Genomic DNA, 22,455 nt, shown 5'->3' on the forward strand with positions numbered 1-22,455 from the left:
GGAGGGTGTCGGGTGCTTCAGTTCAGGGCACGCGTTGGTCAGAGCTCTTCGACGCGGCGGGCGGGATAGCTGTCCCAGGTCTGGCAACCCGGGCACTGCCAGAAGTGCTGGCGTGCCTCGAAGCCGCAGGCCGCGCATCGGTAGCGGGTCAGCGGTTTGACGGCATGGTCGAGCGCACGTTGCACCTGGGGGTGGAATTCTTCATGCTCCAGCTTTTCGCCCGCCAGCCACTTGGCCGCAGCGACCAGCGAGCGCTCCTTGTCCAAGTGCTGCACGTAGCGCTGCCGCGCGGTATCGCGCGTGGCTTCGTCGGCGGTTTCCATGGCGACGATGGCTTCGAGCACATCGAGCGACGGCGCCTGCGCGTAGTGGGCCTGCAGCAGCGCCTGCACCTCGGGCACGCGCTGGGTGGCGTTGGCGGCCTCCACCATCATCGGGGCTGCCAGTGGCACTGCGGCGGGGTTGCGCTCGCCCAGGGTGCGCAAGGTGCTAAGCACTTCTGCAGGCTGGCCCATCAGGCGCTGCAGCCGGGCCAGCTCGATGCGCCCGCGGGCGGCTTCGGGCGCGGCGGCGACAGCCTGCTCCAGCAGGGCCTGTGCGCCCGAGAGGTCGCCCTGGGCGCTAAGGGCGAGTCCCTGCTCGCACAGGTAGTGCGCCTGCCGCGTGCTGAAGTCGCCCTGGTCGGCATCGTGCATCTTGCGCGCGATGGCGGTGGCGTGGGGCCAGTCGCGCGAGCGTTCGTAGATGGCCAGCAGCGCCAGGCGTGCCTGGGCCTCGAAGGGGGTGCCTTCCAGCCGGTGCAGGGCGTCTTCGGCGCGGTCCAGCAGGCCGGCCTTGAGGAAGTCGAGCGCCAGGGCATGCTGGGCGCGCTCGCGGTCGGTGCGCGAGAGGTCGCCGCGCGACAGCAGGTGCTCATGCACGCGCACCGCGCGGTCGTACTCGCCGCGGCGGCGAAACAGGTTGCCCAGGGCGAAGTGCAGCTCCGACGTGTCGGGGTCGTTCTGCACGGCCTCGATGAAAGCATCGATGGCCTGGTCCTGCTGCTCATTGAGCAGGAAGTTCAGTCCCTTGAAGTAGGCCTTGGGGGCCCGGCGGTTTTCGGCACGCAGCTGGCGCAGGTCGAATCGCGATGCCAGCCAACCCAGCACGAACGCAACGGGCAGACCCAGCAGGATCCAGGTCAGGTCAAATTCCATGGACGGAGGGCAGGTCGGGCGGTGGAGGGGGCGCAGGCGGTGTGTTGCCGGCCGCAGGGGTGGCGGCGGTGGCCGCAGGCGTGGCATTGATGGCACTGGCCTGTGCACGCCGTGCCGCCGCACGGTGGCGCCACCAGCGGGGCACCATGCCCAGCACGCCCACTGCCAGCCCGGCGGAGAAAGCGGTCAGCACCACCAGCACGAGTGGAGCGCGCCATTGGGTGCCAAAAAAGAAATGGACGGTCGCATCCTGCTGGTTGTTCAGCGCGAAGGCGAAAAGCGTAAAAAAAATGGCTGCCTTGAGCAGCCACAGGAGGTATTTCATCGGTCTCCCCAGTGGTGGGGCGATTCTAAGAGCCAGTCCGCTATTGCCAGCACCAGTGCGGTGCGGGGCGGCTGGATATTGTGAATGGGCAGATGCGCGGGCCTGACAGGCAGGACGGGCTATCTGGCAATGCTTGAAAAATCCGCTACCGCTTGCCTGTACGGCGCAAGCTGCTATCAAATTTGATGGGTGGCAGGCGCAGAGCTGACTTCCATCTCTGCGGTGCGCTTGTCCACGGCTTCGCGCAGGGCTTTGCCGGGCTTGAAGTGCGGGACGCGTTTTTCCGGGATGGCCACGGCTTCGCCGCTGCGGGGGTTGCGGCCCATGCGGGGAGGGCGGTGGTTGACCGAGAAGCTGCCAAAGCCCCGGATCTCGATCCGGTGTCCGCGCACCAGCGCGTCGCCCACGGCGTCCAGGATCGTCTTGACGGCGAATTCGGCATCGCGATGGGTGAGCTGGCCGAATCGTGCGGCCAGTTCTTCAACCAGGTCTGAGCGGGTCATGGAGTCTTGGGACATAGGCAGACTGCCCAGGGGCAGGTGGTATCTATCGCTTCTTGAAAAAAGAGCGGGCGCCGAGGCGCCCGCTGTCTGACCGTTTTTCAACGAAACCGCTGCACGAATGAATCATCGCGCAGCAGCTCGTTGACGGGTCAGTGTCTTACTTTTCCGAGTTGTCCAGCTTGGCGCGCAGCAGGGCGCCCAGGCTGGTCGTGCCGGCGCTTTCGCGGCTCGATTGCTGGCTCAGGTTGGCCATGGCGCCTTGTTCGTCAGCCATGTCCTTTTGCTTGATCGACAGCTGGATGTTGCGGGTCTTGCGATCCACGTTGACCACCACAGCAGTGACTTCGTCGCCTTCCTTGAGCACGTTGCGGGCATCTTCCACGCGGTCGCGGGAGATTTCCGAAGCGCGCAGGTAGCCCACGATGTCTTCGCCGAGGTCGATTTCAGCGCCACGGGCGTCCACGGTCTTGACCTTGCCGGTCACCGTCTGGCCCTTGTCGTTCACGGTCACGAAGGTCGTGAATGGGTCGCCGTCCAGTTGCTTGATGCCCAGCGAGATGCGTTCGCGGTCCACGTCCACGGCCAGCACGATGGCTTCCACTTCCTGGCCCTTCTTGTAGTTGCGAACAGCGGCTTCGCCGGGTTCGTTCCACGAGAGGTCGGACAGGTGAACCAGGCCGTCGATGCCGGCAGCCAGGCCCACGAACACGCCGAAGTCGGTGATCGACTTGATAGGACCCTTGACGCGGTCGCCGCGCTTCGTGTCCTGTGCGAATTCTTGCCATGGGTTGGCCTTGCACTGCTTCATGCCCAGGCTGATGCGGCGCTTGTCTTCGTCGATTTCGAGGACCATGACTTCGACTTCGTCGCCCAGCGAAACCAGCTTGGCGGGAGCGATGTTCTTGTTGGTCCAGTCCATTTCGGAGACGTGCACCAGGCCTTCGATGCCGGGTTCGAGTTCCACGAATGCGCCGTAGTCGGCGATGTTCGTGATCTTGCCGAACAGGCGGGTCGATTGTGGGTAGCGGCGGTTCACGCCCATCCATGGGTCGTCGCCCATTTGCTTCAGACCCAGCGAGACACGGTTCTTCTCGGTGTCGAACTTGAGGATCTTGGCCGTGATTTCCTGGCCAGCCGTCACCACTTCGGAAGGGTGACGCACGCGGCGCCATGCCATGTCGGTGATGTGCAGCAGGCCGTCGATGCCGCCCAGGTCCACGAACGCACCGTATTCGGTGATGTTCTTGACCACGCCTTGAACGATGGAGCCTTCCTTGAGGGTTTCCATCAGCTTGGCGCGCTCTTCGCCCATGGAGGCTTCCACCACAGCGCGGCGGCTCAGCACCACGTTGTTGCGCTTGCGGTCCAGCTTGATGACCTTGAATTCCATGGTCTTGTTTTCGTACGGCGTCAGATCCTTGATCGGACGCGTATCGATCAGCGAACCGGGCAGGAATGCGCGGATGCCGTTGACCAGAACGGTCAGGCCGCCCTTGACCTTGCCGCTGGTCGTGCCAGTGACGAATTCGCCGGATTCCAGGGCCTTTTCCAGGCTCATCCACGAAGCCAGACGCTTGGCGGTGTCACGCGACAGGATGGTGTCGCCGTAGCCGTTTTCGATGGAGCCAATGGCCACCGACACGAAGTCACCCACTTGGACTTCGACTTCGCCCTTGTCGTTCTTGAACTCTTCCAGCGGCACGTAGGCTTCGGACTTGAGGCCGGCGTTGACCACGACGAAGTTGTGCTCGACGCGCACGACTTCAGCGGTGATCACTTCACCTGGGCGCATTTCCGTGCGCGTCAAAGATTCTTCAAAAAGGGCGGCAAAAGATTCGGACATGTGTTTCCTTGCCACAAACAGGATTCCGGGAGCACTATTGCTACCGTTTTTATAGCTGCTTGCGGTGGTTTTTTGCGGTAAAACCGCGGGTTAGGTTATCGATCCACACAACCTGTGCGCTGGCGCGCGAGAGGGGTTGCGTGGGCCTGTGACAAGGCCTTTCGGCACTGCCTGCGGGGCCCGGCTTTCACCAGACCCTGCACGTTTCAGCCTTGCGCAGAAGCTGCGAAGGGCTGGCGCTCTTGCCACCAGGCCAACACCTGATCGACGGCTTCATCAATCGTCAAGGTGGAGTTGTCCAGGACCAGAGCATCCTGCGCGGGCTTGAGCGGTGCAACGGTACGGGAGCTGTCCCGCAGGTCGCGCGCCTCCAGGTCCGCACGGAGGTCTTCGATATTAGCTGAAAAACCCTTTGAAATCAACTGTTTATGGCGGCGCTCCGCGCGGCAGGCTGCGCTGGCCGTCAAATACACCTTGAGCGGGGCCTGCGGGAAGATCACCGTGCCCATGTCGCGGCCGTCCGCCACCAGGCCCGGCAGGCGCCTGAAGCTGTGCTGCAGGGCCACCAACGCCTCGCGCACGGCGGGCAGGGCCGACACGCGGGACGCGTTCATGCCCGCCTCTTCGGTGCGGATGTCTGCAGTCACATCGTCGCGGCCCAGCCACACTTTGCCGCCCTCAAAGCGCACGGGCAGGGTTTGGGCCATGGCCGCGATGCGGCTCTCGTGGGCGGTGTCGATGGCCAGGCCGGCACGCAGCGCGGCCAGCGCAGTGATGCGGTACATCGCACCCGAATCCAGAAAACGGTAGCCCAGCCGCTGCGCCACGGCCGCAGCCACGGTGCCCTTGCCCGAGGCCGTGGGGCCGTCGATGCAGATCACCGGGATGTGGGCCGTGGCCGCGTGCGACACCGAGAACAGCGTCTCGAAATAGTCAGGGAAGGTCTTGGCCACACACTTGGGGTCTTCGATGCGCACCGGCACCTGGGCGGGGTTGAACGCCGCGAGCGAGAAGCACATGGCCACGCGGTGGTCGTCGTAGGTGTGGACGCTGGCGGCTTTCCAGTCCTGCACCCTGGCCGGCGGCGTGACGCGGATGAAATCGGCGCCTTCGTCCACGGTGGCGCCCAGCTTGCGCAGCTCGTTGGCCATGGCGGCGATGCGGTCGGTTTCCTTCACGCGCCAGCTGGCGATGTTGGTCAGCGTGGTGGTGCCTTCGGCGTACAGCGCCATCACGGCCAGCGTCATGGCGGCGTCGGGGATGTGGTTGCAGTCCAGCTCGATGTCCTTCAGGGGCCAGCCCTGGCCGGGCGCGCCGCGCTCGATGTGCAGCCAGTTGGGGCCGCCGGTGACCACGGCACCCATGGCGCGGGCCGCTTCGACAAAACGGATGTCGCCCTGGATGGAGTCCAGCCCCACGCCCCTGATCTTGATGCCTTTTTGCCCGCTACCGCCGGGTGCGATGGCGCCAAGCGCTATGAAATAGCTAGCAGATGATGCGTCGGCCTCGACATGGATGCTGCCAGGTGACTGGTACCGGCTGGCGGCCGGGATGGTGAACCGCTGCCAGTTCTGGTGCTCCACCACGATGCCAAAGCGCGCCAGCAGCTGCAGGGTGATGGCGATGTAGGGCTTGGAGATCAGCTCGCCCACCACCTCGATCACGATGGGCTGCGTGGCCGCTGCCAAGGGCAGTGCCATGAGCAGCGCGGTGAGGAACTGGCTGGACACATCCCCGCGCACACGGATCGGCGCGGCCAGCGCCAGCGCAGGCACTCCGTCGGCATGCGCAATGCGCAGCGGCGGATAGCCATCGTTGCCCAGATAGTCGATGCGGCAGCCCAGTTGGCGCAGCGCATCGATCAGATCGCCAATCGGCCGCTCGTGCATGCGCGGCACGCCAGACAGCTCGAACTCGCCCCCCAGCAGCGCCAGCGCCGCCGTCAGCGGCCGCATGGCCGTGCCCGCATTGCCCATGAAGAGCTTGGCAGGCGACTGCGGCGCGCGCCCGCCCAGCCCGGTGATGTGCACGGTGCTGCCGTTTTCGTCAACGGTGCAGCCGATCTGGCGCAGCGCATCCAGCATCACACGCGTATCGTCCGACGCCAGCAGGTCGTGCACAGCGGTGGTGCCATTGCTCAGCGCCGCTAGCAGCAACACCCGATTGGAAATGCTCTTGGAGCCCGGCAGATGGACTTCGCCCGCAGCGGCTTGCAAGGGAGGCAGGTCTAGGAAAGCAGTGCTGTACATCAGTGTGATTCGTCCATCGCTCAAGAGAGCATTAACCAGCCCGGCGTATTGAGCCAGGGCACGAAGGCCGCAGGCCGAGTCATTGGCAGTCATCCGCCAAACCCTGCGCACCCCTCACGCCCTTCGAAACCGGCGCGCCCCAGGCGAGTGCACCCGTGGAACTGGCTCCGCCAGGCCACCGGGTGCGTCCCCTCTTGGGGGAAGGCGCCGCAGGCGACTCAGGGGGGCTACTTGCGTTTTGCTCCCATGCGCCAATGCGCCCGCGTTTCGCTCGCCAGCGTCAGCATGTCTTCCAGCGACTGGCTGTCGCTCTTTTCCATGGCCTCTTCGATGTTGTGCAGGGCCTGCCGGAACAGCTTGGACTGGGCGATCAGCTCTTCGCGATTGGACAGCAAAATGTCGCGCCAGACCTTGGGGTCGCTGGCCGCGATGCGGGTGAAGTCGCGAAAGCCCGGCCCTGCCAGCGACAAAAACTCGTCGCCTTCGTTCTGGCCGGTGATGCTGTTCATCATGGCGAACGCCAGCACGTGGGGCAAGTGGCTCACGGCCGCAAACGCGGCATCGTGCGACTCGGGCGACATGCTGCTCACGCGGCAACCCAGCGCAGTCCAGATCTCGCCCGCCTTCTGCAACTGCACAGTCAGCGTTCGTTCGGTGGGCGTCAGGATGACCTGGCGGCCGCTGTACAGGTCGGCTTCGGCATGCTCCACGCCCGACACCTCGCGCCCCGTGATCGGGTGCGCGGGAACGAACGATCCCACCTGGTCGCGCAGTGCACGGCGCGCAGCCTGCACCACGTCGGCCTTGGTGGAGCCCACGTCCATGATCAGCATCTGCGGGGTGACCAGGTGCTTGATGGCCTTGAGCGTGGCTTCGGTGGCGGCCACCGGCACAGCCAGCAGCACAACGTCTGCGCCTGCCACGGCCAGCAGGGCCGAGGGAGCTTCTACATCGATTACGCCCATCTGGCGCGCGCGGTCGGTGGTGGAGGGCGACTTGCTGTAGCCCACCACGCGCTTGACGAGCCCGGCCTTTTTCATGGCCAAGGCGAACGAGCCGCCCATGAGCCCGCAGCCGATCAGTCCCAATTGTTCAAACATGCTGGCGGCTCCTTACGAGGACACGGGGTAGGTGCCGAGGACCTTGTAGAACGCGCACAGGCTGCGCAGTTCTTCCAGGGCCCGTGCCACATGGGGCTGGGCAGGGTGGCCGTCGAGATCGATGTAGAAGTAGTACTCCCACTGGCCGGTGCGCGCGGGGCGCGATTCAAAACGCGTCATGGACACGCCGTGCGTCTTGAGCGGCACCAGCAGGTCGTGCACCGCGCCAGGCTGGTTGGGCACCGACACCACGAGGCTGGTGCAGTCCTTGCCCGACGGGGGCGGCGTCTGCAGCGTGTGCGGCAGGCAGATGATGGCGAAGCGCGTGCGGTTGTAGGCGTCGTCCTGGATGGCGTGCGCCACGATGTGCAGGCCGAACTGCGTGGCGGCACGCTCGCTGGAAAGTGCTGCCCAGCCGGGGTTGGTGGTGGCCAGGCGGGCGCCCTCGGCATTGCTCGACACCGGGCGGCGCTCTGCATGTGGCAGGTGCTTGGACAGCCAGGCCTGGCACTGGGCCAGCGCCTGCGGATGCGCCATCACCACTTCGATGCCGTCGAGCGAGTTGCTCGTGCGTAGCAGGTTGTGGCGCACCAGCAGGCTCACTTCGCCCACCACGTGCGTGGGGGTGTGCAGGAACAAGTCGAGCGAGCGCGTGACCACGCCTTCGGTGGAGTTCTCCACGCCCACCACGCCGTACTGTGCGCTGCCGGCGGCCGTGGCGTGGAACACTTCGTCGAAGTTGGCGCAGTACATCAGGTCGGCCGCACCGCCGAAGAATTCGATGGCCGCCTGCTCGCAGAACGTGCCTTCGGGGCCGAGCACGGCCACGCGCTGGGGCGATTCGAGCGCCAGGCACGCGGACATGATCTCGCGCCAGATGGCCGCCACATGGGGGCCCTTGAGCGGGCCGGGGTTGGCCGTCTGGATCTTTTCGATCACCTGCGCCACGCGGTCGGGGCGAAAGAACGGCGTGCCTTCACGCTTCTTGACTTCACCCACCTGTTCGGCCACCAGAGCCCGCTGGTTGAGCAGCGTGAGCAGTTGCTGGTCGATGGAGTCGATCTGCACGCGCAGGCTGGCGAGGTCGGGTGAGGCTTGCGGAGTATTCATGGATGGGGAGATGTCTGTGCGCTGTCGCGAGAACCAGAGTGGGCCAGTGTTCGTTCAGGCGTGTTTTTGTTCAAATTCTCGCATGTAGTCCACCAGTGCCTGCACGCCGGCCAGCGGAATGGCGTTGTAGACGCTGGCGCGCATGCCGCCCACGGACTTGTGGCCCTTGAGCTGCAGCAGGCCGCGTTCCTTGGCACCGGCCAGGAACGCATCGTTGCGGCTTTCGTCGCGCAGGAAGAACGGGATGTTCATGCGCGAGCGGCAGTTGGCGGCCACCTTGTTCACGTACAGCTGTGAACTGTCGATGGCGTTGTAGAGCAGGTCGGCCTTGGCGATGTTGCGCTGCTCCATGGCGGCCACGCCGGTCAGGCTGCCTTCGGTCTGGCGCTGGAGCCACTGGAAGGTCAGGCCGGCAATGTAGATGCCCCAGGTGGGCGGCGTGTTGTACATCGACTGGTTGTCGGCCACGACACGGTAGTCGAACGCGCTGGGGCAGGCGGGCAGGGCGTGGCCCAGCAGGTCCTCACGCACCACAACCAGCGTGAGCCCGGCAGGGCCCAGGTTCTTTTGAGCGCCGCCAAAAGCCAGGCCCACACGCGTCCAGTCCACGCTGCGCGAGGCCACGTGCGACGAGAAGTCGATCACCAGGGGCGCATCGCTGCCCAGCGCTTTGAGGTCGGGCAACTGGTGGAATTCGATGCCGTTGATGGTCTCGTTGCTGCAGATGTGCAGGTAGCTGGCGCCGCGGCTCAACGTCCAGGTGGCGGGGTCGGGCAGGGTGGTAAAGCCCGTGTCCTCGGCCGAGCCGACCACGTTCACCTCAGCGGCGTACTTGCGGGCTTCTTTCTGCGACTTCTGGCTCCAGCTGCCGGTCAGCACGAAGTCGACCACGCCAGCGCGCGAGAGGTTCAGCGGCACGATGGCGTTTTCAGCCAGGCCGCCGCCCTGCATGAACAGTATCTTGAAGTTCGCTGGCACGGCCAGCAGCTCGCGCAGGTCGGCTTCTGCCTTTTCGTAGATGGACAAAAACTCTTTGCCGCGGTGGCTCATCTCCATCACGCCCATGCCGCTGCCGTGCCAGTCCAGCATTTCAGCAGCGGCTTGCTCCAGCACTTCGGCAGGGATGGCGGCCGGGCCGGCCGAGAAGTTGTAGGGGCGGGTCATGGTCTGGCAGTCAGTCAAGTCAAAATTGCTGCCACCGCTTGCTGTATAAGCGCTGGCAGCTACATTTTTAATAGCAATCGAGTGGCCTGCTCTGCATGCTCGGCAGGCCCCCCGGTGGGGTGGGGCTTGGGGGGGGCGGGCTTCAGCCTTCTGACGCCGGCGGTGTGTCGGAATCCGTGGAGCCATTCCCATCCGAATTGCCGTCGACATCGGTACCTGCATCTGGATTGGCATCAGCCTCTGGATCGATGTCGGCCACGTTGGCATCGTTCTCCACGATGCGCTGCAGGCCGCTGAGCTTGGAGCCTTCATCCAGCGCAATCAAGGTCACGCCCTGAGTCGCACGGCCCAGTTCGCGGATCTCGGACACGCGGGTGCGCACCAGCACGCCCTTGTCGGTGATCAGCATGATCTCGTCGTCGGCATGCACCAGTGTGGCGGCGACAATCTTGCCATTGCGCTCGGTCTGCTGGATGGCGATCATGCCCTTGGTGCCGCGACCATGGCGCGTGTATTCGACGATGCTGGTGCGCTTGCCGTAACCGTTTTCGGAAGCGGTGAGCACGCTTTGCGTCTCGTCTTCGGCCACCAGCATGGCGATCACGCTCTGGCCGTCTTCCAGCATCATGCCGCGCACGCCGCGGGCCTGGCGGCCCAGGGGGCGCACGTCGTTCTCGTCGAAGCGCACCGCCTTGCCGCCGTCGCTGAACAGCATCACGTCGTGTTTGCCATCGGTCAGCGCTGCGCCGATCAGGTAGTCGCCGTCGTCGAGGTTCACGGCGATGATGCCGCCCTTGCGCGGGTTGCTGAATTCATCCAGCGCCGTCTTCTTCACGGTACCCATGCTCGTGCCCATGAACACGTACCGGTCGGCCGGGAAGGTGCGCATGTCGCCGGTCAGCGGCAGCACCACGTTGATCTTTTCGCCATCCTGCAGCGGGAACATGTTGACGATCGGGCGGCCGCGCGAGCCGCGCGAGCCGGCGGGCACTTCCCAGACCTTGAGCCAGTACAGGCGGCCGCGGTTGGAGAAGCACAGGATGTAGTCGTGCGTGTTGGCGATGAAGAGCTGGTCGATCCAGTCGTCTTCCTTCGTCGCCGTCGCCTGCTTGCCGCGCCCGCCGCGCTTTTGGGCGCGGTATTCGGACAAGGGCTGGCTCTTGATGTAGCCGGTGTGGGACAGCGTCACCACCATGTCGGTGGGCGTGATCAGGTCTTCGGTCGAGAGGTCCTGCGCGCTGTATTCGACGATGCTGCGGCGGGCGCCCAGCTTGTGCTGGCCGAACTCCGTCTTGATCGACGTGAGCTCGTCGCCAATGATGGTGGAGACGCGTTCGGGCTTGGACAGGATGTCCAGCAGGTCTTCAATGACCGCCATGACTTCCTTGTACTCGGCCACAATCTTGTCTTGCTCAAGGCCCGTCAGGCGCTGCAGGCGCATCTGCAGGATTTCCTGGGCCTGCGTTTCGGACAGGCGGTACAGGCCGTCCTGGCCCATGCCGAACTCCTTTTCCAGGCCGTCGGGGCGGTAGTCGTCGGCGTTGATCACGCCGCCGTCTTCGCGGCTGCGGGTGAGCATCTCGCGCACCAGCTTGCTGTCCCACGAGCGGGCCATCAGTTCGGACTTGGCCACCGGCGGGGTGGGTGCGTTGCGGATGATGGCGATGAAGTCGTCGATGTTGGCCAGGGCCACGGCCAGGCCTTCCAGCACATGGCCGCGGTCGCGCGCCTTGCGCAGCTCGAACACCGTGCGGCGCGTCACCACTTCGCGGCGGTGCTGCAGGAAGACGACGATCAGGTCCTTGAGGTTGCACAGGCGGGGCTGGCCGTCGATCAGCGCCACCATGTTCATGCCGAAGGTGTCCTGCAGCTGCGTCTGCTTGTACAGGTTGTTGAGCACCACCTCGGGCACTTCGCCGCGCTTGAGCTCGATCACCAGGCGCATGCCCGACTTGTCGGACTCGTCCTGGATGTGGCTGATGCCGTCGATCTTCTTTTCGTGCACCAGCTCGGCCATGCGCTCCTGCAGCGTCTTCTTGTTGACCTGGTAGGGCAGCTCGTCCACGATGATCGCCTGGCGCTGGCCGCGGTCGATGTCCTCGAAATGGCACTTGGCGCGCATGATCACGCGGCCGCGGCCCGTGCGGTAGCCGTCCTTCACGCCGTTGATGCCGTAGATGATGCCGGCGGTGGGGAAGTCGGGCGCCGGAATGATCTCCATCAGGTCGTCGATGGTGGCCTCGGGGTGGCGCAGCATGTGCAGGCAGGCATCCACCACTTCGTTGAGGTTGTGTGGCGGAATATTGGTCGCCATGCCGACCGCAATACCGGCCGATCCGTTGACCAGCAGATTGGGCAATTTGCTGGGCAATACGAGCGGTTCTTTTTCGCTGCCGTCGTAGTTGGGGCCGAAATCGACAGTTTCCTTGTCGATATCGCCCAGCATTTCGTGGGCAATCTTTGCCAGGCGGATTTCTGTATACCGCATCGCAGCGGCGTTATCGCCGTCCACCGAGCCGAAATTGCCCTGGCCGTCCACCAGCATGTGGCGCAGCGAAAAATCCTGCGCCATCCGGACGATCGTGTCGTACACCGCCGAGTCGCCATGCGGGTGGTACTTACCGATCACGTCCCCCACGATACGGGCCGACTTCTTGTAAGGGCGGTTCCAGTCGTTATTGAGCTCATGCATCGCAAACAGCACACGGCGGTGCACCGGCTTCAAGCCATCGCGAGCGTCGGGCAGGGCCCGACCCACGATCACGCTCATCGCGTAATCGAGATAACTGCGGCGCATCTCCTCTTCAAGGCTGATGGGCAGGGTTTCTTTGGCAAACTGGGTCATTGGAGGCGGCGGTGACGGCAAAGGAGAATCATTTTAGAGGTAAGAGCGTGTAGCGCCTCAGCAACATATCGTGGCAATTCCGGTTTTGTCCTACGGAGCGTACACGGGTGCCACCGCTTTTGCCCTGTTACGTATGGCACAATCGTTTGAACGCTTCGGGTGGTGGTCACCCCAAGCGTCCTGATTCGCAGCGCGGCTGCGGCTTTTTCCCCAAGAGGAGAACCATGAAGAAACTGAACAAAGTGGCGATGTTGTTTGCCTCTGCAGCGCTCGCAACCGCCGCTGGCGCACAAACCGTTGACAACTGGCGTGATGCTTCTGGCCAACTGGTCTGGAAGAACGGTACCAATGAATATTGCTGGCGCAATGCTAATTGGACGCCTGCTACGGCAGCTCCTGGCTGCGACGGCGCAATCGTTGCTCCCGCTCCTGCCGCCGCTGCACCAGCTCCTGGCGCTGCACCTGCACCTGCTGCTGCTCCCGCACCAGCACCAGCACCCGCTCCAGCAGTGGCCACCAAGGTGACCTACGCTGCTGACGCGTTCTTCGACTTCGACAAGTCGGTGCTGAAGGCAGAAGGCAAGGCCAAGCTGGACGACCTGGTCTCCAAGGTCAAGGGCATCAACCTGGAAGTGATCATCGCCGTGGGTCATACTGACTCCGTGGGCTCCGATGCTTACAACCAGAAGCTGTCGGTCCGCCGTTCCGAAGCCGTGAAGGCTTATCTGGTGTCCAAGGGCATCGAAAAGAACCGCGTGTACACCGAAGGCAAGGGCGAAAAGCAACCTGTGGCTGACAACAAGACTGCCGAAGGCCGTGCGAAGAACCGTCGCGTGGAAATCGAAGTGGTTGGCACGCGCGCCGCTCAGTAATCTTCGGATTGCTCTGATGCACAAAAAGCCCCGGTAACGGGGCTTTTTTGCGTTTGGGGTTTTCGCTTCTTTCTCTCCATCGTGGAAAATCAACGGCATGAGTGAAACAGTCAACGCAGATCCGGCCGAACTGGCCAAATTCTCTGAGCTTGCCCACCGCTGGTGGGACCCGGAAAGCGAATTCCGCCCTTTACACCAGATCAATCCTTTGCGCCTTGAGTGGATCAACGGCCTGTGCGCGCTCTCAGGCCAGCGTGTGCTCGACGTAGGATGCGGCGGCGGCATCCTGGCAGACTCCATGGCGCGCAAGGGCGCACAGGTTTTGGGTATCGATTTGGCGACCAAAGCATTGCGTGTGGCACAGTTGCACGCGCTCGAAGCCGAGACTACCCATATCGAATACCGCGAAATCAGTGTGGAAAGCTTGGCGAAAGAGCAGCCCGGAAGCTTCGATGTGGTCACCTGCATGGAAATGCTGGAGCATGTTCCAGATCCAGCGTCTGTGGTACAGGCCTGTGCTCAACTGGTCAAACCGGGAGGCTGGGTATTTTTTTCGACCATCAATCGGAATGCAAAAGCATTTCTGCTGGCCATTGTGGGCGCTGAATATGTGCTCAATATGCTGCCGCGGGGCACGCATGAATACGCCAAGATGATCAAACCCAGCGAGTTGGCAATCAGCTGCCGCGGCGCGGGGCTCGATATTCAAACCACGCGGGGCTTGGAGTACAACCCGCTGACCAAGCGCTATTGGCTGAGCGCCGACACCAGCGTCAACTATCTTTTCGCAACCCGGCGTGGCGCTTGAGTCGTTTTTATCCATGTTCAACAACATTCAAGCTGTTCTGTTTGATCTGGACGGCACGCTGATCGACAGCGCCCCCGACCTGGGTGCCGCGGCCGACAAAATGCGCGTGGACCGGGGTTTGCCTTCCCTGCCTTTGGAGCGGTATCGACCCACGGCTGGGGCGGGCGCCCGCGGAATGCTGGGGGAGGCCTTCGGCATGTTGCCGGACCACCCGGACTTTTTGACCATGCGTGAAGAGTTTTTCGTGAATTACGAGTCCCGCATGACGGAGCTCACCAGCATTTTCGATGGAGTTCCAGAGCTGGTTGCGCAGCTGCTTCAGCGCAACCTTGCATGGGGAGTCGTCACCAACAAAGCCGCCCGCTTCACCGAGCCCCTGACCCGTGCCATACCGTTGTTCGCCACTGCCGGCGCCGTGGTCAGCGGTGACACTACGCCCCACGCCAAGCCCCACCCAGCGCCCCTGTTCGAAGCTGCCGCGCGCTTGAATATTGCGCCGGAGCATTGCATCTATGTAGGTGACGACGAGCGCGACATCGCTGCAGGGCTGGCTGCAGGCATGGGAACGGTCGCAGCGATGTACGGCTACCTGGGCGCCAAAAGCGACCCCCTCGCATGGGGCGCCCATGCGGCAATTAAATCTCCCTCCGAGCTCTTGCAATTGCTCGAAGGCGCCTAAAATAGGTGCTCTGGGGCTGTCCTGGTTTCGACGTGGGTTCGGAATCGGTGTGGTGCATGTCGAGCTTGAGTCACGCTCGTAAATCTCGATTTAAAAAACTAACTGCAAACGACGAACGTTTCGCACTCGCTGCTTAATTGCCAGTGAGCCTTGCAACAGTTGGCCGATGGGCTGGGCAAGGGGGTTCTGAGCAATCAGCGCCTCCCGGCTGCAAGGATAATTACATGGGCTGGCTTTGATCCGGGTACCTTGGGTTGAAGCAAGAAAATAGGGTACTGGCGGCTGTTGTAGCGTGCGACTGCGCGACAACGGTAGCGAGATTCAAATCAGACCGCTAAACATGTAGATCTGCCCGATGAAGGCTTGCGGACGCGGGTTCAATTCCCGCCAGCTCCACCATACAAGACACCGCCACACTCTGGTCAACCCAGGCTGTGGCGGTTTTTCTTTGCCTTGAAACGTGTGTCTTGCAGATTTCTACGACGAAACCGAGGAAGCAAGGCAAGGATGTTTCTGCGCCAACCTCCGGCGCCCGCCGAAAGCGCCCCGGCCACGTTCTATTCGGCCGCCAGCACACTTTCGACCATGAGTTGCAGAAGCGCCCCGCGCAGGATGTCCTGGGAGTCGGTGACTACGGTCGCTGCGCCGCGTTCGACGGTCATGGCACGTCCTTGAAAATTTCCGTCGTGGAGGTACAACTGCCGGGTCAGGGCTTGAACCTCGCCGAACTGGTCGTCCTGAACTGCACGCGCGATGGTGATGATGATGGACACAAGGAGCTTGGTAGCCACTGCCAGTCCGCAGTGTGACGCTGGACTGTAGAAACCCAGCGAATTGGAGCATGCGCCACATTCAGGTGGGCGTATGTAGGAGTTCTACCGATGTGGCAAACACTCAACGAAGTGTCTGCGTGGCTCATATCGAACCGAGGCAGCCCGCACCCGTGTGTGCGGGCTGCCTCTTAGGGCTTCACTAGGCCGCTCAGGAACGCGATTCCACTTCAAGGTGCACGTGTTGAAAGGCTTTGTCTGCGTCGGCCAAGGTCGTGGTGCCCACGACATGCGTTACGACTCATCGTCAGTTGTGGTGGATGGGTAGATCGCACCCAACTCAGGGGTGTGCACACGGTTTCGTTCGAGATGCGGCTCGCATATCGCTGCGTGCTTTGCCATCTCGCTCACGACGTAAAGGCCCGGCAACCCCTCCTCAGCCTTCAAGAATAAAACCGCCTCAGCGCCTCTTCAAATGCGGGTACGTCGGCACCCACATGCGATGTGCTGTATTCGGCTTTGATGAGGACCAGACCGGGAAGGGTTTGCGCGGCCATCTGGTTGTACAGCGGGATTCCGAGCAACGGATGGTTTCCGTTCTGTGCGCCAGCGATGAAAAGGGTGGTTGGCAAGGGCTTGCCATCGATGGTTTTTTCAAACGCGAGCAGCCCCGCGGGACCACTGTGTTCGCCCACGCTGACCTCCGTGGACAGGTAGTGCGAAAAGCTCGGCGACCGGCCCGCTTGTGCCTCCAGCACCAAGGCTGCGATCACAAAGTAACCGCCGTGCGACAGGCCGGACAGCGCACGGCGCTTGGGGTCGGCGCGGTACTGGCTTTCCACGGCGGGCGCGAGTTCTTTGACGATGAAGTCCAGGTATTTGGACGCGCCTGGCTGCAGAAAGTCGGTGTTGCGCCAAGCGGTACCTCCGATGCCGACCAGAATCGCTGCCGTTCCCCGGCGCTGCATCGACTCCTTGAAGGTATCGAAGCGCGACCGGCTGGAGCCGCCCGTGCCAGGGGTCGCCGCGCCGTAGGGCGCGTCGCCCTCGGTGGCGTAGATAACAGGCAACTGCGCTGTGCCGCCTGCATAGCCCGGGGGAAGGTACACCTGGATGGCATAGGTGCTGCCCGTGGAGGCTGACTTGATGGACGAATTGATGACTTGGCCCACCGGCTCAGCGGGTGGGGCATCAGAGCCTGACGAGCCTCCGCCGCCACACGCGGCCAACACGCCAGCGAGCGTGACGAGTGCAGCGCGGCGCGCTGGTTGGAATCCCTGGTGCATGGATGTCTCCTTGTATCGGATCATTCTGGCACGCCAGTTTGACAAGGCTGCACCAACACCAGGACCGGCCGCGGTCACCCCACGCGCAGCATCCCGTCGACCATCAACTGCAGCAACGCGGCCCGCAATGCATCCTTGGGGTCGTGGACAGCGGTGACCGCGCCACGTTCAACCCAGATCGCGCGGCCGCTGAAGTTGTAGTCGGTGCCTTGAAGATGCCGGACCAAATCTTCCACTTGCTGGAAGTCCTTGTCCGATATGTTCCTGGCGAGGGTGACAGTAATGCCCATAAAGATCGAGGAGGCCAAGTGCACAGCATCTGCGCACCAGGCTCCTGCAGAGCATGCGCCTGTTGGGGCAATGGGGGTGTCATCGTTTTCCCAGACTGCCCACAGCACTATGGGCAGTCCAGAAAGTTTTGTCATTGCTCCCTGGCTGCGCGCCGGCGCTAGGTTACGACGGTGCGTACATGGCAAGTTGGACGCGAAGACGAGTCGAACCGATTGTGGTCAAGCCCACGCGTTTTACAGGCCGGCAATGGCTGCGGCCACCGCTACAGCGACGACCTGTATGCCGAAAAAGATGACCAGAATGGGCATTGCACCTCCCCTTGGAAAAGCGAAATGCTATTCACAGGATTGACCCCTGAAAGTACGGTCCATGCCTGTGACCATGTCAGCGAATTCTTACATTGAAGATATTTAACGGCTGCGGTTTTTGGTTACACAAAAGCCAGCATAGCTGCGTGAGGAGTGTGGTTTTTTCGATGGCGTGTAGCGGCAAGCGGCGCGGGCTGGTCATTGGGGGCGGGCTGTCCATTTCTGGCCATGTTGTAGCCACGTGTATCAATTCTTGAAGCTGGCCCATGGCCGCCGCAAAATCAATGCTCGTTCACGCCGGAGGTCACCATGCCAATGGAGTATCTGAGAGAACTGGAGCGCGACGCGCTCCCCCTGGTCGAGTTGGATGCGGTCAACATCGACAAACTGCGCGTCCTGCATGCTGCAGGAATGGTGGAAGTTCAACTCCCCTCGGTCGACTCGCCTTGTCAAAAGGCCCAGGTCCTTTATGTGACCGGGCTGGGCTGTGCCACCCTGCGCGCGCATGGCGCCCGACTGCGCATTCCTCACCGCGGCGAGGCCTACCGCGACCTCGAAACGTCCTACGATTGACTTGATAGGGCATGCGTCTCTGGGGGGCTCGGTCAGGGCCCGCTCAGCAGAGAATCCGTCCTACAAATTGATGCGCTGCACAAGAAGGGTGTAGTCGAGGGTGCTGTCTCTACCATGGGTCATCCGTAACACTGGCTTGGCCAGGCGAAAGGCACCTTATGAGCAGCACTTGGCACAAACTGACCCTCGGAAACGACGATCAGGCTTTCGAGCCCACCTTGCGCATCCAGCAGATGTTCATGTCCAAATTTCTGATGTGCCCACCCGGTTCGGGCCGTGCCTTGTTTTCCTGCTACGACAAGGAAAACGACAACCTTTGGCTCTACTTTTCTCCGGCAGCACAAGACATCGCCATGCGGGTGTATGCCGAACCTTGCGATCCGCCAACGGCGCTGGATTGCATTGGCTTGCTGGCGGGCGAGGGCGATGCGCTGGGCATTGAAGCGCCTGAGCTGGCGAAAGCGGCTTGATAGCGTCAGAGGCGGTTGGTGCATGGGCGGCGAGTGTGAAGGTCAGTCCGACTGCAGCAGGGTTGGGTAGGTCAATTCCTACGCACTCCTGCATGCCGCTCTGACACCCTTGCAATACGCCCGGTGCGCCAATGGTTGAACCGCGACGCAATCGATCTGATTGCGAAGTCAGCACGAATTCATTGCGAGGATTTCACCATGTCGTTCTCTGCCTTCTCCTCCTCCCACCATCTGGAAGCCTGGCCTGAGTTGCCATCGTTTCAGATGGGCCAGCCCTCCGACGTCATTCAACAACGCCAGCAGACCGACGATCTGCCGTCGTATTACGGTGACAGCCACGGCGTGGAGCGCGAGCTTCAATTCTCTGACCTGGGCTGCCGCCAGACCCAGGCGATGGGGTAACTCACCCAGCGCCTGACGGCTGAAGTGCAACATCTTCCTTGGTTCCCACTCTCCACATCCGGGCGCACGGTGCAGCGCAATACCAGGCCCGGGTCTTCAAAGGCAAAGAACTGTTGGGCGAGCCCAGCCTTCATCCCAGCGTCGAGCACGCCATAGAGGCATATGGTGCCTGCACGGAGCCGTCTGGGGTGACAGGCTTTCACGTGTGGTTCGAAGGCTGCACGGTCGGTGCGGTGCCTCTGGCCCAGATGCGCAGTGATGCCATCAGCATCGCCCAAAGGCTGGCCGTGCTCACTGCTGTGATGCGATAGGCGATATCAACTGCAAGACATAGACAACCCGTTCGCGGTTGTTGCAAGCAAGTGCAAGCCTCATGGGCTGACGGCTACGCAGACTTTTCTGCCGTTAGTCCGACTCCGGGCTTTCAAATAGCCCCAGATACAAAGCGAAATAAACCGAAACTGCGCCGAGACCACCTCCGCTGGCTGCCCCGGCACCATCAGGGTCATGTTCAACACCGTCCGTGAAAGGACTGCATCATGAAACCCTGGATCAAGAAAACCCTGGTGGGATTGTTCGGCGCGTCGATCATGGTGGGTGGGCTCACGGCTTGCTCCAGTGGTCACCCTCACCGCCACGGTGCCATGACGCCCGAAAAGATGGCCGAGATGCGCGGCAAGGTGGTAGAGCGTGTGAGCAGCAAGCTCGATCTGACCGACGCACAGAAGCTCAAGCTCAACGTGCTGGCCGACAAGCTGGAGGCGCAGCGTACCGCCTTCGTCGGCAAGACGTCGGACCCCCGCGCCGAAGTGCAGGCCATCATGGCGGGCGACAAGTTCGACCGCACCCGTGCCCAGGCGCTGATGGACGAAAAGACCCGCGCTGTGCAGGCCAACAGCCCCGAGGTGATCACCGCGCTGGCAGACTTCTACGACAGCCTGAATGCCGACCAGCAGCAGAAAGTGCGCGATCTGATGCAGCGGCGCAAGGGCTGGATGGCCCGCGGCTGAGACAAGGGGCTTCGACATGTCTCCATTGCTGCAACCCATCCACCAACTTGCAGGACAACTGCGCCAGCACGGCCCGGCACTGCTGGGCGGCATGCCCGAGCCGCACGACGAGCTGATGTCGCTGGTGTGGGGCCCGCGCTTCGACCGCGAGCACGCGCTGGGCCTGGTGGCCCGCCAGCCCGGCAGTGCCATCGGTGCGCTGCCCGCCTTGCTGGCCGCGGCCGACGCCTTCGACGCGCTGCACATTCCGGTGCAGCGGCGGCTGCGTGACCTCATCCGCCGGCACCGCGCATTGAGTGCAGTGCCGCCAACTGCGGACGAATACGCCTATACAGATGCCGATGCAGATTTGGACGCATCTGCAGACCACGCACCTACCGCCTGGCAGGGCCACGGTTCAGCGCCGGCGCAGCCAGCCATCGCCGTGCGCGGGAGCGAGCGCCAGGACTGGGGCATGGCCGAGGAAGCTGCGCAACCCTGGAGCATTGCGCCCAGCGGCCACCAGCCTCTGGCTGCACGCACCCTGCCAATGTAAGAATCGCGCATGCACCGCATCCTCCTCATCGACGACGACGAACAGCTCGGGCCGCCGCTCACGGTGTACTTCCAGCGGTTCGAGCTGGAACTGATCCACGCGCTGCGGCCCAGCGACGGGCTTGCGCGCCTGGCAGCCGGCGGCTTTGATGCCGCCATTCTCGATGTCATGCTGCCCGAGATGGACGGCTTCGAGCTGTGCCGCACCATCCGCAAGCAGGGCGACCTGCCGGTGGTGATGCTGACCGCGCGCGGCGAGGTGATGGACCGCGTGGTCGGGCTGGAGCTGGGCGCGGACGACTACCTGCCCAAACCCTTCGAGCCGCGCGAACTGGTGGCCCGGCTGCAGACCGTGCTGCGGCGGCGCCGCGCACCGGGGCAGGGGGGCGCAACGGCTGTGCTGGAGTTCGAAGGCCTGGTCATCGACGCGGCTCGCCGCAGCGTGCAGCGCCAGGGCACCGTCGTCGAACTGACGGGAACGGAGTTCGACCTGCTGCACCTCTTGGCGCGCGACGCCGGCAAGGTCTTCAGCCGCGACGACATCCTGAACCAGCTGCGCGGGCACGAGGCCGAGCTGTACACCCGTGCGGTCGACATCGTGGTCAGCCGCCTGCGCAAGAAGCTCGAGCCGCTCGACTGCATCAAGACGCTGCGCAACGCCGGCTACTCCCTGGCCCTGCGGCGGGCAGCCGCGCCATGAGGTGGCGGCGACGGCTGAGGGCAGAAGACATCCCCGGCGTGGAGCACGACTGCCCCTGGCACCGCCGCGCGAGCCGGGCGGTGGGGTATTCGCTGCGCATCCGGCTGGTGCTGGTGTTCATGGCACTGGCCGTGACGGTGGCCATCGCCTTCATGGGCGGAGTGCAAAAAGCCGTGTCGGTCGGCTGGCGCGAGGCTGCGCGCCCCTTGCTGATGGACTATGTGGACCGCCTGACCGCCGAGATCGGCAACCCCCCCAGCATCGAACGCGCGCAGGCGATTGCCAAGCGCCTGCCCATCACGCTGCGCATCGACGGGCCCGTGGTCCACTGGGAATCCCACCCCGACCAGCCGCGCCCGGACTGGATGAGCGACAAGTTCCAGCGCGAAGACCACTGGAACGGCCACGGCAGCGATGACCAGGGCCGGCGGCTCTTGCAGCGCATCACGGCCGACGGGCACAGCATCGAATTCGGGCTCAACGCGCTGTCTTGGGACAAGCGCCCGCGCATCGCATGGGGCACGCTCACCGTGCTGCTGCTGCTCACCGCGCTGGCCTATGTATATGTGCGCCACCTGCTGCGGCCGCTGGACGACATCCGCATGGGCGCCCAGCGTTTTGGCGAGGGCAACTTCGCGCAGGCCATCCCCGTGCGGCACGCCCACCGGCCCGACGAACTGGGGCAACTGGCCGCCACCATCAACACCATGGGCGACGACATCCACCAGATGCTGGAGGCCAAGCGTGCCTTGCTGCTGGCCATGAGCCACGAGTTGCGCAGCCCGCTCACCCGAGCCCGCCTGAACACCGAACTGCTGCCCGAAAGCCCCGAGGTGCAGACCCAGCGCCTGGCGCTGATGCGCGACCTGGGCGAGATGGCCGGCCTGATCACCGACTTGCTGGAGAGCGAACGCCTGGCCGGCCGCCACGCCGCACTGCACCGCGAGCCCACGGACCTGCCCGCCCTGGCGCGCGAAGTGATCGGCGAGTTGGGCAGGCGCCATGCCAGTGCGGCGTCCATCGTGCTGCATGCTGGGGGGCCGGACGAGGCCCTGCAAGCGCTATCGCTCGACCGATCCCGCCTGCGCCTGCTGCTGCGCAACCTGCTGGACAACAGCCTGCGGCACAGCGACCCTGCGGCACCGCCGCCAGAGCTTTACCTGCGGCGTGTGGACAACACCATCGAGATCGAAGTGCGCGACCACGGCCCCGGCGTTCCGCCTGAGCACCTGCCCCACCTGGCGCAGGCTTTCTACCGGCCCGACACGGCCCGCCAGCGCACCACGGGCGGCGTGGGGCTGGGCCTGTACCTGTGCCGCCTGGTCGCACAGGCGCACGGCGGCACGCTGCACATGCGCAATGCCGAACCGGGTCTGTCGGTCACGGTGCGTCTGCCGGTGGTGGACTGAGCGGGGCG

The 22,455-nt window shown here is 63.5% G+C and carries 22 protein-coding genes and 1 other RNA gene; 11 read left to right on the forward strand and 12 right to left on the reverse strand.

All coding sequences use genetic code 11. From position 1 onward, the window contains the following. Positions 1 to 38: 38 nt before the first annotated feature. From lapB to gyrA, 9 genes are all read right to left on the reverse strand, one after another. Complete coding sequence (gene lapB, locus ASF16_RS08550) at positions 39 to 1,196, reverse strand: lipopolysaccharide assembly protein LapB (RefSeq protein WP_056165320.1); 1,158 nt, start codon at positions 1,194 to 1,196, stop codon at positions 39 to 41. Continuing rightward, a complete protein-coding gene (locus ASF16_RS08555) occupies positions 1,186 to 1,521 on the reverse strand; it encodes a lipopolysaccharide assembly LapA domain-containing protein (RefSeq protein WP_056165321.1) in 336 nt (111 codons plus the stop codon). Before ASF16_RS08555 ends, lapB begins: the two co-directional genes overlap by 11 nt. Positions 1,522 to 1,697: 176 nt before the next feature. Next, complete coding sequence (locus ASF16_RS08560; protein ID WP_056165323.1) at positions 1,698 to 2,024, reverse strand: integration host factor subunit beta; 327 nt, start codon at positions 2,022 to 2,024, stop codon at positions 1,698 to 1,700. Between the two features lie 157 nt (positions 2,025 to 2,181). Further along, positions 2,182 to 3,867, reverse strand: coding sequence for a 30S ribosomal protein S1 (gene rpsA, locus ASF16_RS08565; RefSeq protein ID WP_056165325.1), 1,686 nt, complete (start codon positions 3,865 to 3,867; stop codon positions 2,182 to 2,184). A 206-nt stretch (positions 3,868 to 4,073) separates the two neighbouring features. Continuing rightward, entirely contained in the window at positions 4,074 to 6,116 is a 2,043-nt protein-coding gene (locus ASF16_RS08570) for a bifunctional 3-phosphoshikimate 1-carboxyvinyltransferase/cytidylate kinase (protein WP_056165327.1), read from the reverse strand. A 227-nt stretch (positions 6,117 to 6,343) separates the two neighbouring features. Beyond that, positions 6,344 to 7,216, reverse strand: coding sequence for a prephenate dehydrogenase/arogenate dehydrogenase family protein (locus tag ASF16_RS08575; protein WP_056165328.1), 873 nt, complete (start codon positions 7,214 to 7,216; stop codon positions 6,344 to 6,346). A 12-nt stretch (positions 7,217 to 7,228) separates the two neighbouring features. Then, entirely contained in the window at positions 7,229 to 8,326 is a 1,098-nt protein-coding gene (gene pheA / locus ASF16_RS08580; RefSeq protein ID WP_056165330.1) for a prephenate dehydratase, read from the reverse strand. 54 nt (positions 8,327 to 8,380) lie between these two features. After that, positions 8,381 to 9,490, reverse strand: a complete 1,110-nt coding sequence (gene serC, locus ASF16_RS08585; RefSeq protein WP_056165332.1) for a 3-phosphoserine/phosphohydroxythreonine transaminase — start codon at positions 9,488 to 9,490, stop codon at positions 8,381 to 8,383. A gap of 142 nt (positions 9,491 to 9,632) precedes the next feature. Then, positions 9,633 to 12,335, reverse strand: coding sequence for a DNA gyrase subunit A (gene gyrA / locus ASF16_RS08590; RefSeq protein WP_056165334.1), 2,703 nt, complete (start codon positions 12,333 to 12,335; stop codon positions 9,633 to 9,635). Positions 12,336 to 12,559: 224 nt separating this feature from the next. Between gyrA and ompA the strand changes: the two genes are divergently transcribed. The 4 genes from ompA (at position 12,560) to ssrA (ending at position 15,093) form a co-directional block, all read left to right on the forward strand. Then, positions 12,560 to 13,207, forward strand: coding sequence for an outer membrane protein OmpA (gene ompA / locus ASF16_RS08595; protein ID WP_056165336.1), 648 nt, complete (start codon positions 12,560 to 12,562; stop codon positions 13,205 to 13,207). A gap of 97 nt (positions 13,208 to 13,304) precedes the next feature. Next, a complete protein-coding gene (ubiG, locus tag ASF16_RS08600; RefSeq protein ID WP_056165338.1) occupies positions 13,305 to 14,015 on the forward strand; it encodes a bifunctional 2-polyprenyl-6-hydroxyphenol methylase/3-demethylubiquinol 3-O-methyltransferase UbiG in 711 nt (236 codons plus the stop codon). A 13-nt stretch (positions 14,016 to 14,028) separates the two neighbouring features. Continuing rightward, positions 14,029 to 14,694, forward strand: coding sequence for an HAD family hydrolase (locus tag ASF16_RS08605; protein ID WP_056166415.1), 666 nt, complete (start codon positions 14,029 to 14,031; stop codon positions 14,692 to 14,694). A gap of 12 nt (positions 14,695 to 14,706) precedes the next feature. Continuing rightward, positions 14,707 to 15,093: a transfer-messenger RNA gene (gene ssrA / locus ASF16_RS25365) on the forward strand. Between the two features lie 158 nt (positions 15,094 to 15,251). On the opposite strand, the gene ASF16_RS08610 is transcribed toward ssrA, so the two are convergent. The 3 genes from ASF16_RS08610 to ASF16_RS08620 form a co-directional block, all read right to left on the reverse strand. Further along, the gene (locus ASF16_RS08610) at positions 15,252 to 15,467 is read right to left on the reverse strand and encodes a hypothetical protein (protein ID WP_156372002.1); all 216 of its coding nucleotides are present in this window, start codon (positions 15,465 to 15,467) and stop codon (positions 15,252 to 15,254) included. 440 nt (positions 15,468 to 15,907) lie between these two features. Further along, positions 15,908 to 16,750, reverse strand: a complete 843-nt coding sequence (locus ASF16_RS08615) for an alpha/beta hydrolase (RefSeq protein WP_162241063.1) — start codon at positions 16,748 to 16,750, stop codon at positions 15,908 to 15,910. Between the two features lie 74 nt (positions 16,751 to 16,824). Further along, positions 16,825 to 17,058, reverse strand: a complete 234-nt coding sequence (locus ASF16_RS08620) for a hypothetical protein (RefSeq protein ID WP_156372003.1) — start codon at positions 17,056 to 17,058, stop codon at positions 16,825 to 16,827. Positions 17,059 to 17,658: 600 nt separating this feature from the next. Here ASF16_RS08620 and ASF16_RS08625 point away from each other — a divergent pair. The 7 genes from ASF16_RS08625 to ASF16_RS08660 all read left to right on the forward strand — a co-directional run bounded on the left by ASF16_RS08625 (position 17,659) and on the right by ASF16_RS08660 (position 22,447). Next, on the forward strand, positions 17,659 to 17,922 hold the full coding sequence (locus tag ASF16_RS08625; protein WP_056165344.1) for a hypothetical protein: 264 nt from the start codon (positions 17,659 to 17,661) through the stop codon (positions 17,920 to 17,922). Positions 17,923 to 18,080: 158 nt separating this feature from the next. Continuing rightward, complete coding sequence (locus tag ASF16_RS08630) at positions 18,081 to 18,392, forward strand: hypothetical protein (RefSeq protein WP_056165346.1); 312 nt, start codon at positions 18,081 to 18,083, stop codon at positions 18,390 to 18,392. A gap of 198 nt (positions 18,393 to 18,590) precedes the next feature. After that, positions 18,591 to 18,794 (forward strand): hypothetical protein, encoded by a 204-nt coding sequence (locus ASF16_RS08635; protein ID WP_056165348.1) that lies wholly within the window; start codon positions 18,591 to 18,593, stop codon positions 18,792 to 18,794. 539 nt (positions 18,795 to 19,333) lie between these two features. Further along, positions 19,334 to 19,804, forward strand: coding sequence for a Spy/CpxP family protein refolding chaperone (locus tag ASF16_RS08645; protein WP_056165351.1), 471 nt, complete (start codon positions 19,334 to 19,336; stop codon positions 19,802 to 19,804). A gap of 16 nt (positions 19,805 to 19,820) precedes the next feature. Beyond that, a complete protein-coding gene (locus tag ASF16_RS26705; RefSeq protein WP_235507306.1) occupies positions 19,821 to 20,339 on the forward strand; it encodes a hypothetical protein in 519 nt (172 codons plus the stop codon). A gap of 9 nt (positions 20,340 to 20,348) precedes the next feature. After that, positions 20,349 to 21,038: a response regulator transcription factor gene (locus ASF16_RS08655; protein WP_056165353.1), complete on the forward strand. Its 690-nt coding sequence runs from the start codon at positions 20,349 to 20,351 to the stop codon at positions 21,036 to 21,038. Continuing rightward, a complete protein-coding gene (locus ASF16_RS08660; RefSeq protein ID WP_056165355.1) occupies positions 21,035 to 22,447 on the forward strand; it encodes a cell wall metabolism sensor histidine kinase WalK in 1,413 nt (470 codons plus the stop codon). Before ASF16_RS08655 ends, ASF16_RS08660 begins: the two co-directional genes overlap by 4 nt. The last annotated feature ends 8 nt before the right edge of the window (positions 22,448 to 22,455 follow it).

The sequence above is a fragment of the Acidovorax sp. Leaf78 genome, from assembly GCF_001422735.1.
In the GTDB taxonomy this organism is placed as follows: domain Bacteria; phylum Pseudomonadota; class Gammaproteobacteria; order Burkholderiales; family Burkholderiaceae_C; genus Acidovorax.

Coding starts and splice junctions, on each gene's coding strand:
- lapB (WP_056165320.1), bottom strand. CDS start 1,196: ATGGAATTTGACCTGACCTGGATCCTGCTGGGTCTGCCCGTTGCGTTC.
- ASF16_RS08555 (WP_056165321.1), bottom strand. CDS start 1,521: ATGAAATACCTCCTGTGGCTGCTCAAGGCAGCCATTTTTTTTACGCTT.
- ASF16_RS08560 (WP_056165323.1), bottom strand. CDS start 2,024: ATGACCCGCTCAGACCTGGTTGAAGAACTGGCCGCACGATTCGGCCAG.
- rpsA (WP_056165325.1), bottom strand. CDS start 3,867: ATGTCCGAATCTTTTGCCGCCCTTTTTGAAGAATCTTTGACGCGCACG.
- ASF16_RS08570 (WP_056165327.1), bottom strand. CDS start 6,116: ATGTACAGCACTGCTTTCCTAGACCTGCCTCCCTTGCAAGCCGCTGCG.
- ASF16_RS08575 (WP_056165328.1), bottom strand. CDS start 7,216: ATGTTTGAACAATTGGGACTGATCGGCTGCGGGCTCATGGGCGGCTCG.
- pheA (WP_056165330.1), bottom strand. CDS start 8,326: ATGAATACTCCGCAAGCCTCACCCGACCTCGCCAGCCTGCGCGTGCAG.
- serC (WP_056165332.1), bottom strand. CDS start 9,490: ATGACCCGCCCCTACAACTTCTCGGCCGGCCCGGCCGCCATCCCTGCC.
- gyrA (WP_056165334.1), bottom strand. CDS start 12,335: ATGACCCAGTTTGCCAAAGAAACCCTGCCCATCAGCCTTGAAGAGGAG.
- ompA (WP_056165336.1), top strand. CDS start 12,560: ATGAAGAAACTGAACAAAGTGGCGATGTTGTTTGCCTCTGCAGCGCTC.
- ubiG (WP_056165338.1), top strand. CDS start 13,305: ATGAGTGAAACAGTCAACGCAGATCCGGCCGAACTGGCCAAATTCTCT.
- ASF16_RS08605 (WP_056166415.1), top strand. CDS start 14,029: ATGTTCAACAACATTCAAGCTGTTCTGTTTGATCTGGACGGCACGCTG.
- ASF16_RS08615 (WP_162241063.1), bottom strand. CDS start 16,750: ATGCACCAGGGATTCCAACCAGCGCGCCGCGCTGCACTCGTCACGCTC.
- ASF16_RS08625 (WP_056165344.1), top strand. CDS start 17,659: ATGCCAATGGAGTATCTGAGAGAACTGGAGCGCGACGCGCTCCCCCTG.
- ASF16_RS08630 (WP_056165346.1), top strand. CDS start 18,081: ATGAGCAGCACTTGGCACAAACTGACCCTCGGAAACGACGATCAGGCT.
- ASF16_RS08635 (WP_056165348.1), top strand. CDS start 18,591: ATGTCGTTCTCTGCCTTCTCCTCCTCCCACCATCTGGAAGCCTGGCCT.
- ASF16_RS08645 (WP_056165351.1), top strand. CDS start 19,334: ATGAAACCCTGGATCAAGAAAACCCTGGTGGGATTGTTCGGCGCGTCG.
- ASF16_RS26705 (WP_235507306.1), top strand. CDS start 19,821: ATGTCTCCATTGCTGCAACCCATCCACCAACTTGCAGGACAACTGCGC.
- ASF16_RS08655 (WP_056165353.1), top strand. CDS start 20,349: ATGCACCGCATCCTCCTCATCGACGACGACGAACAGCTCGGGCCGCCG.
- ASF16_RS08660 (WP_056165355.1), top strand. CDS start 21,035: ATGAGGTGGCGGCGACGGCTGAGGGCAGAAGACATCCCCGGCGTGGAG.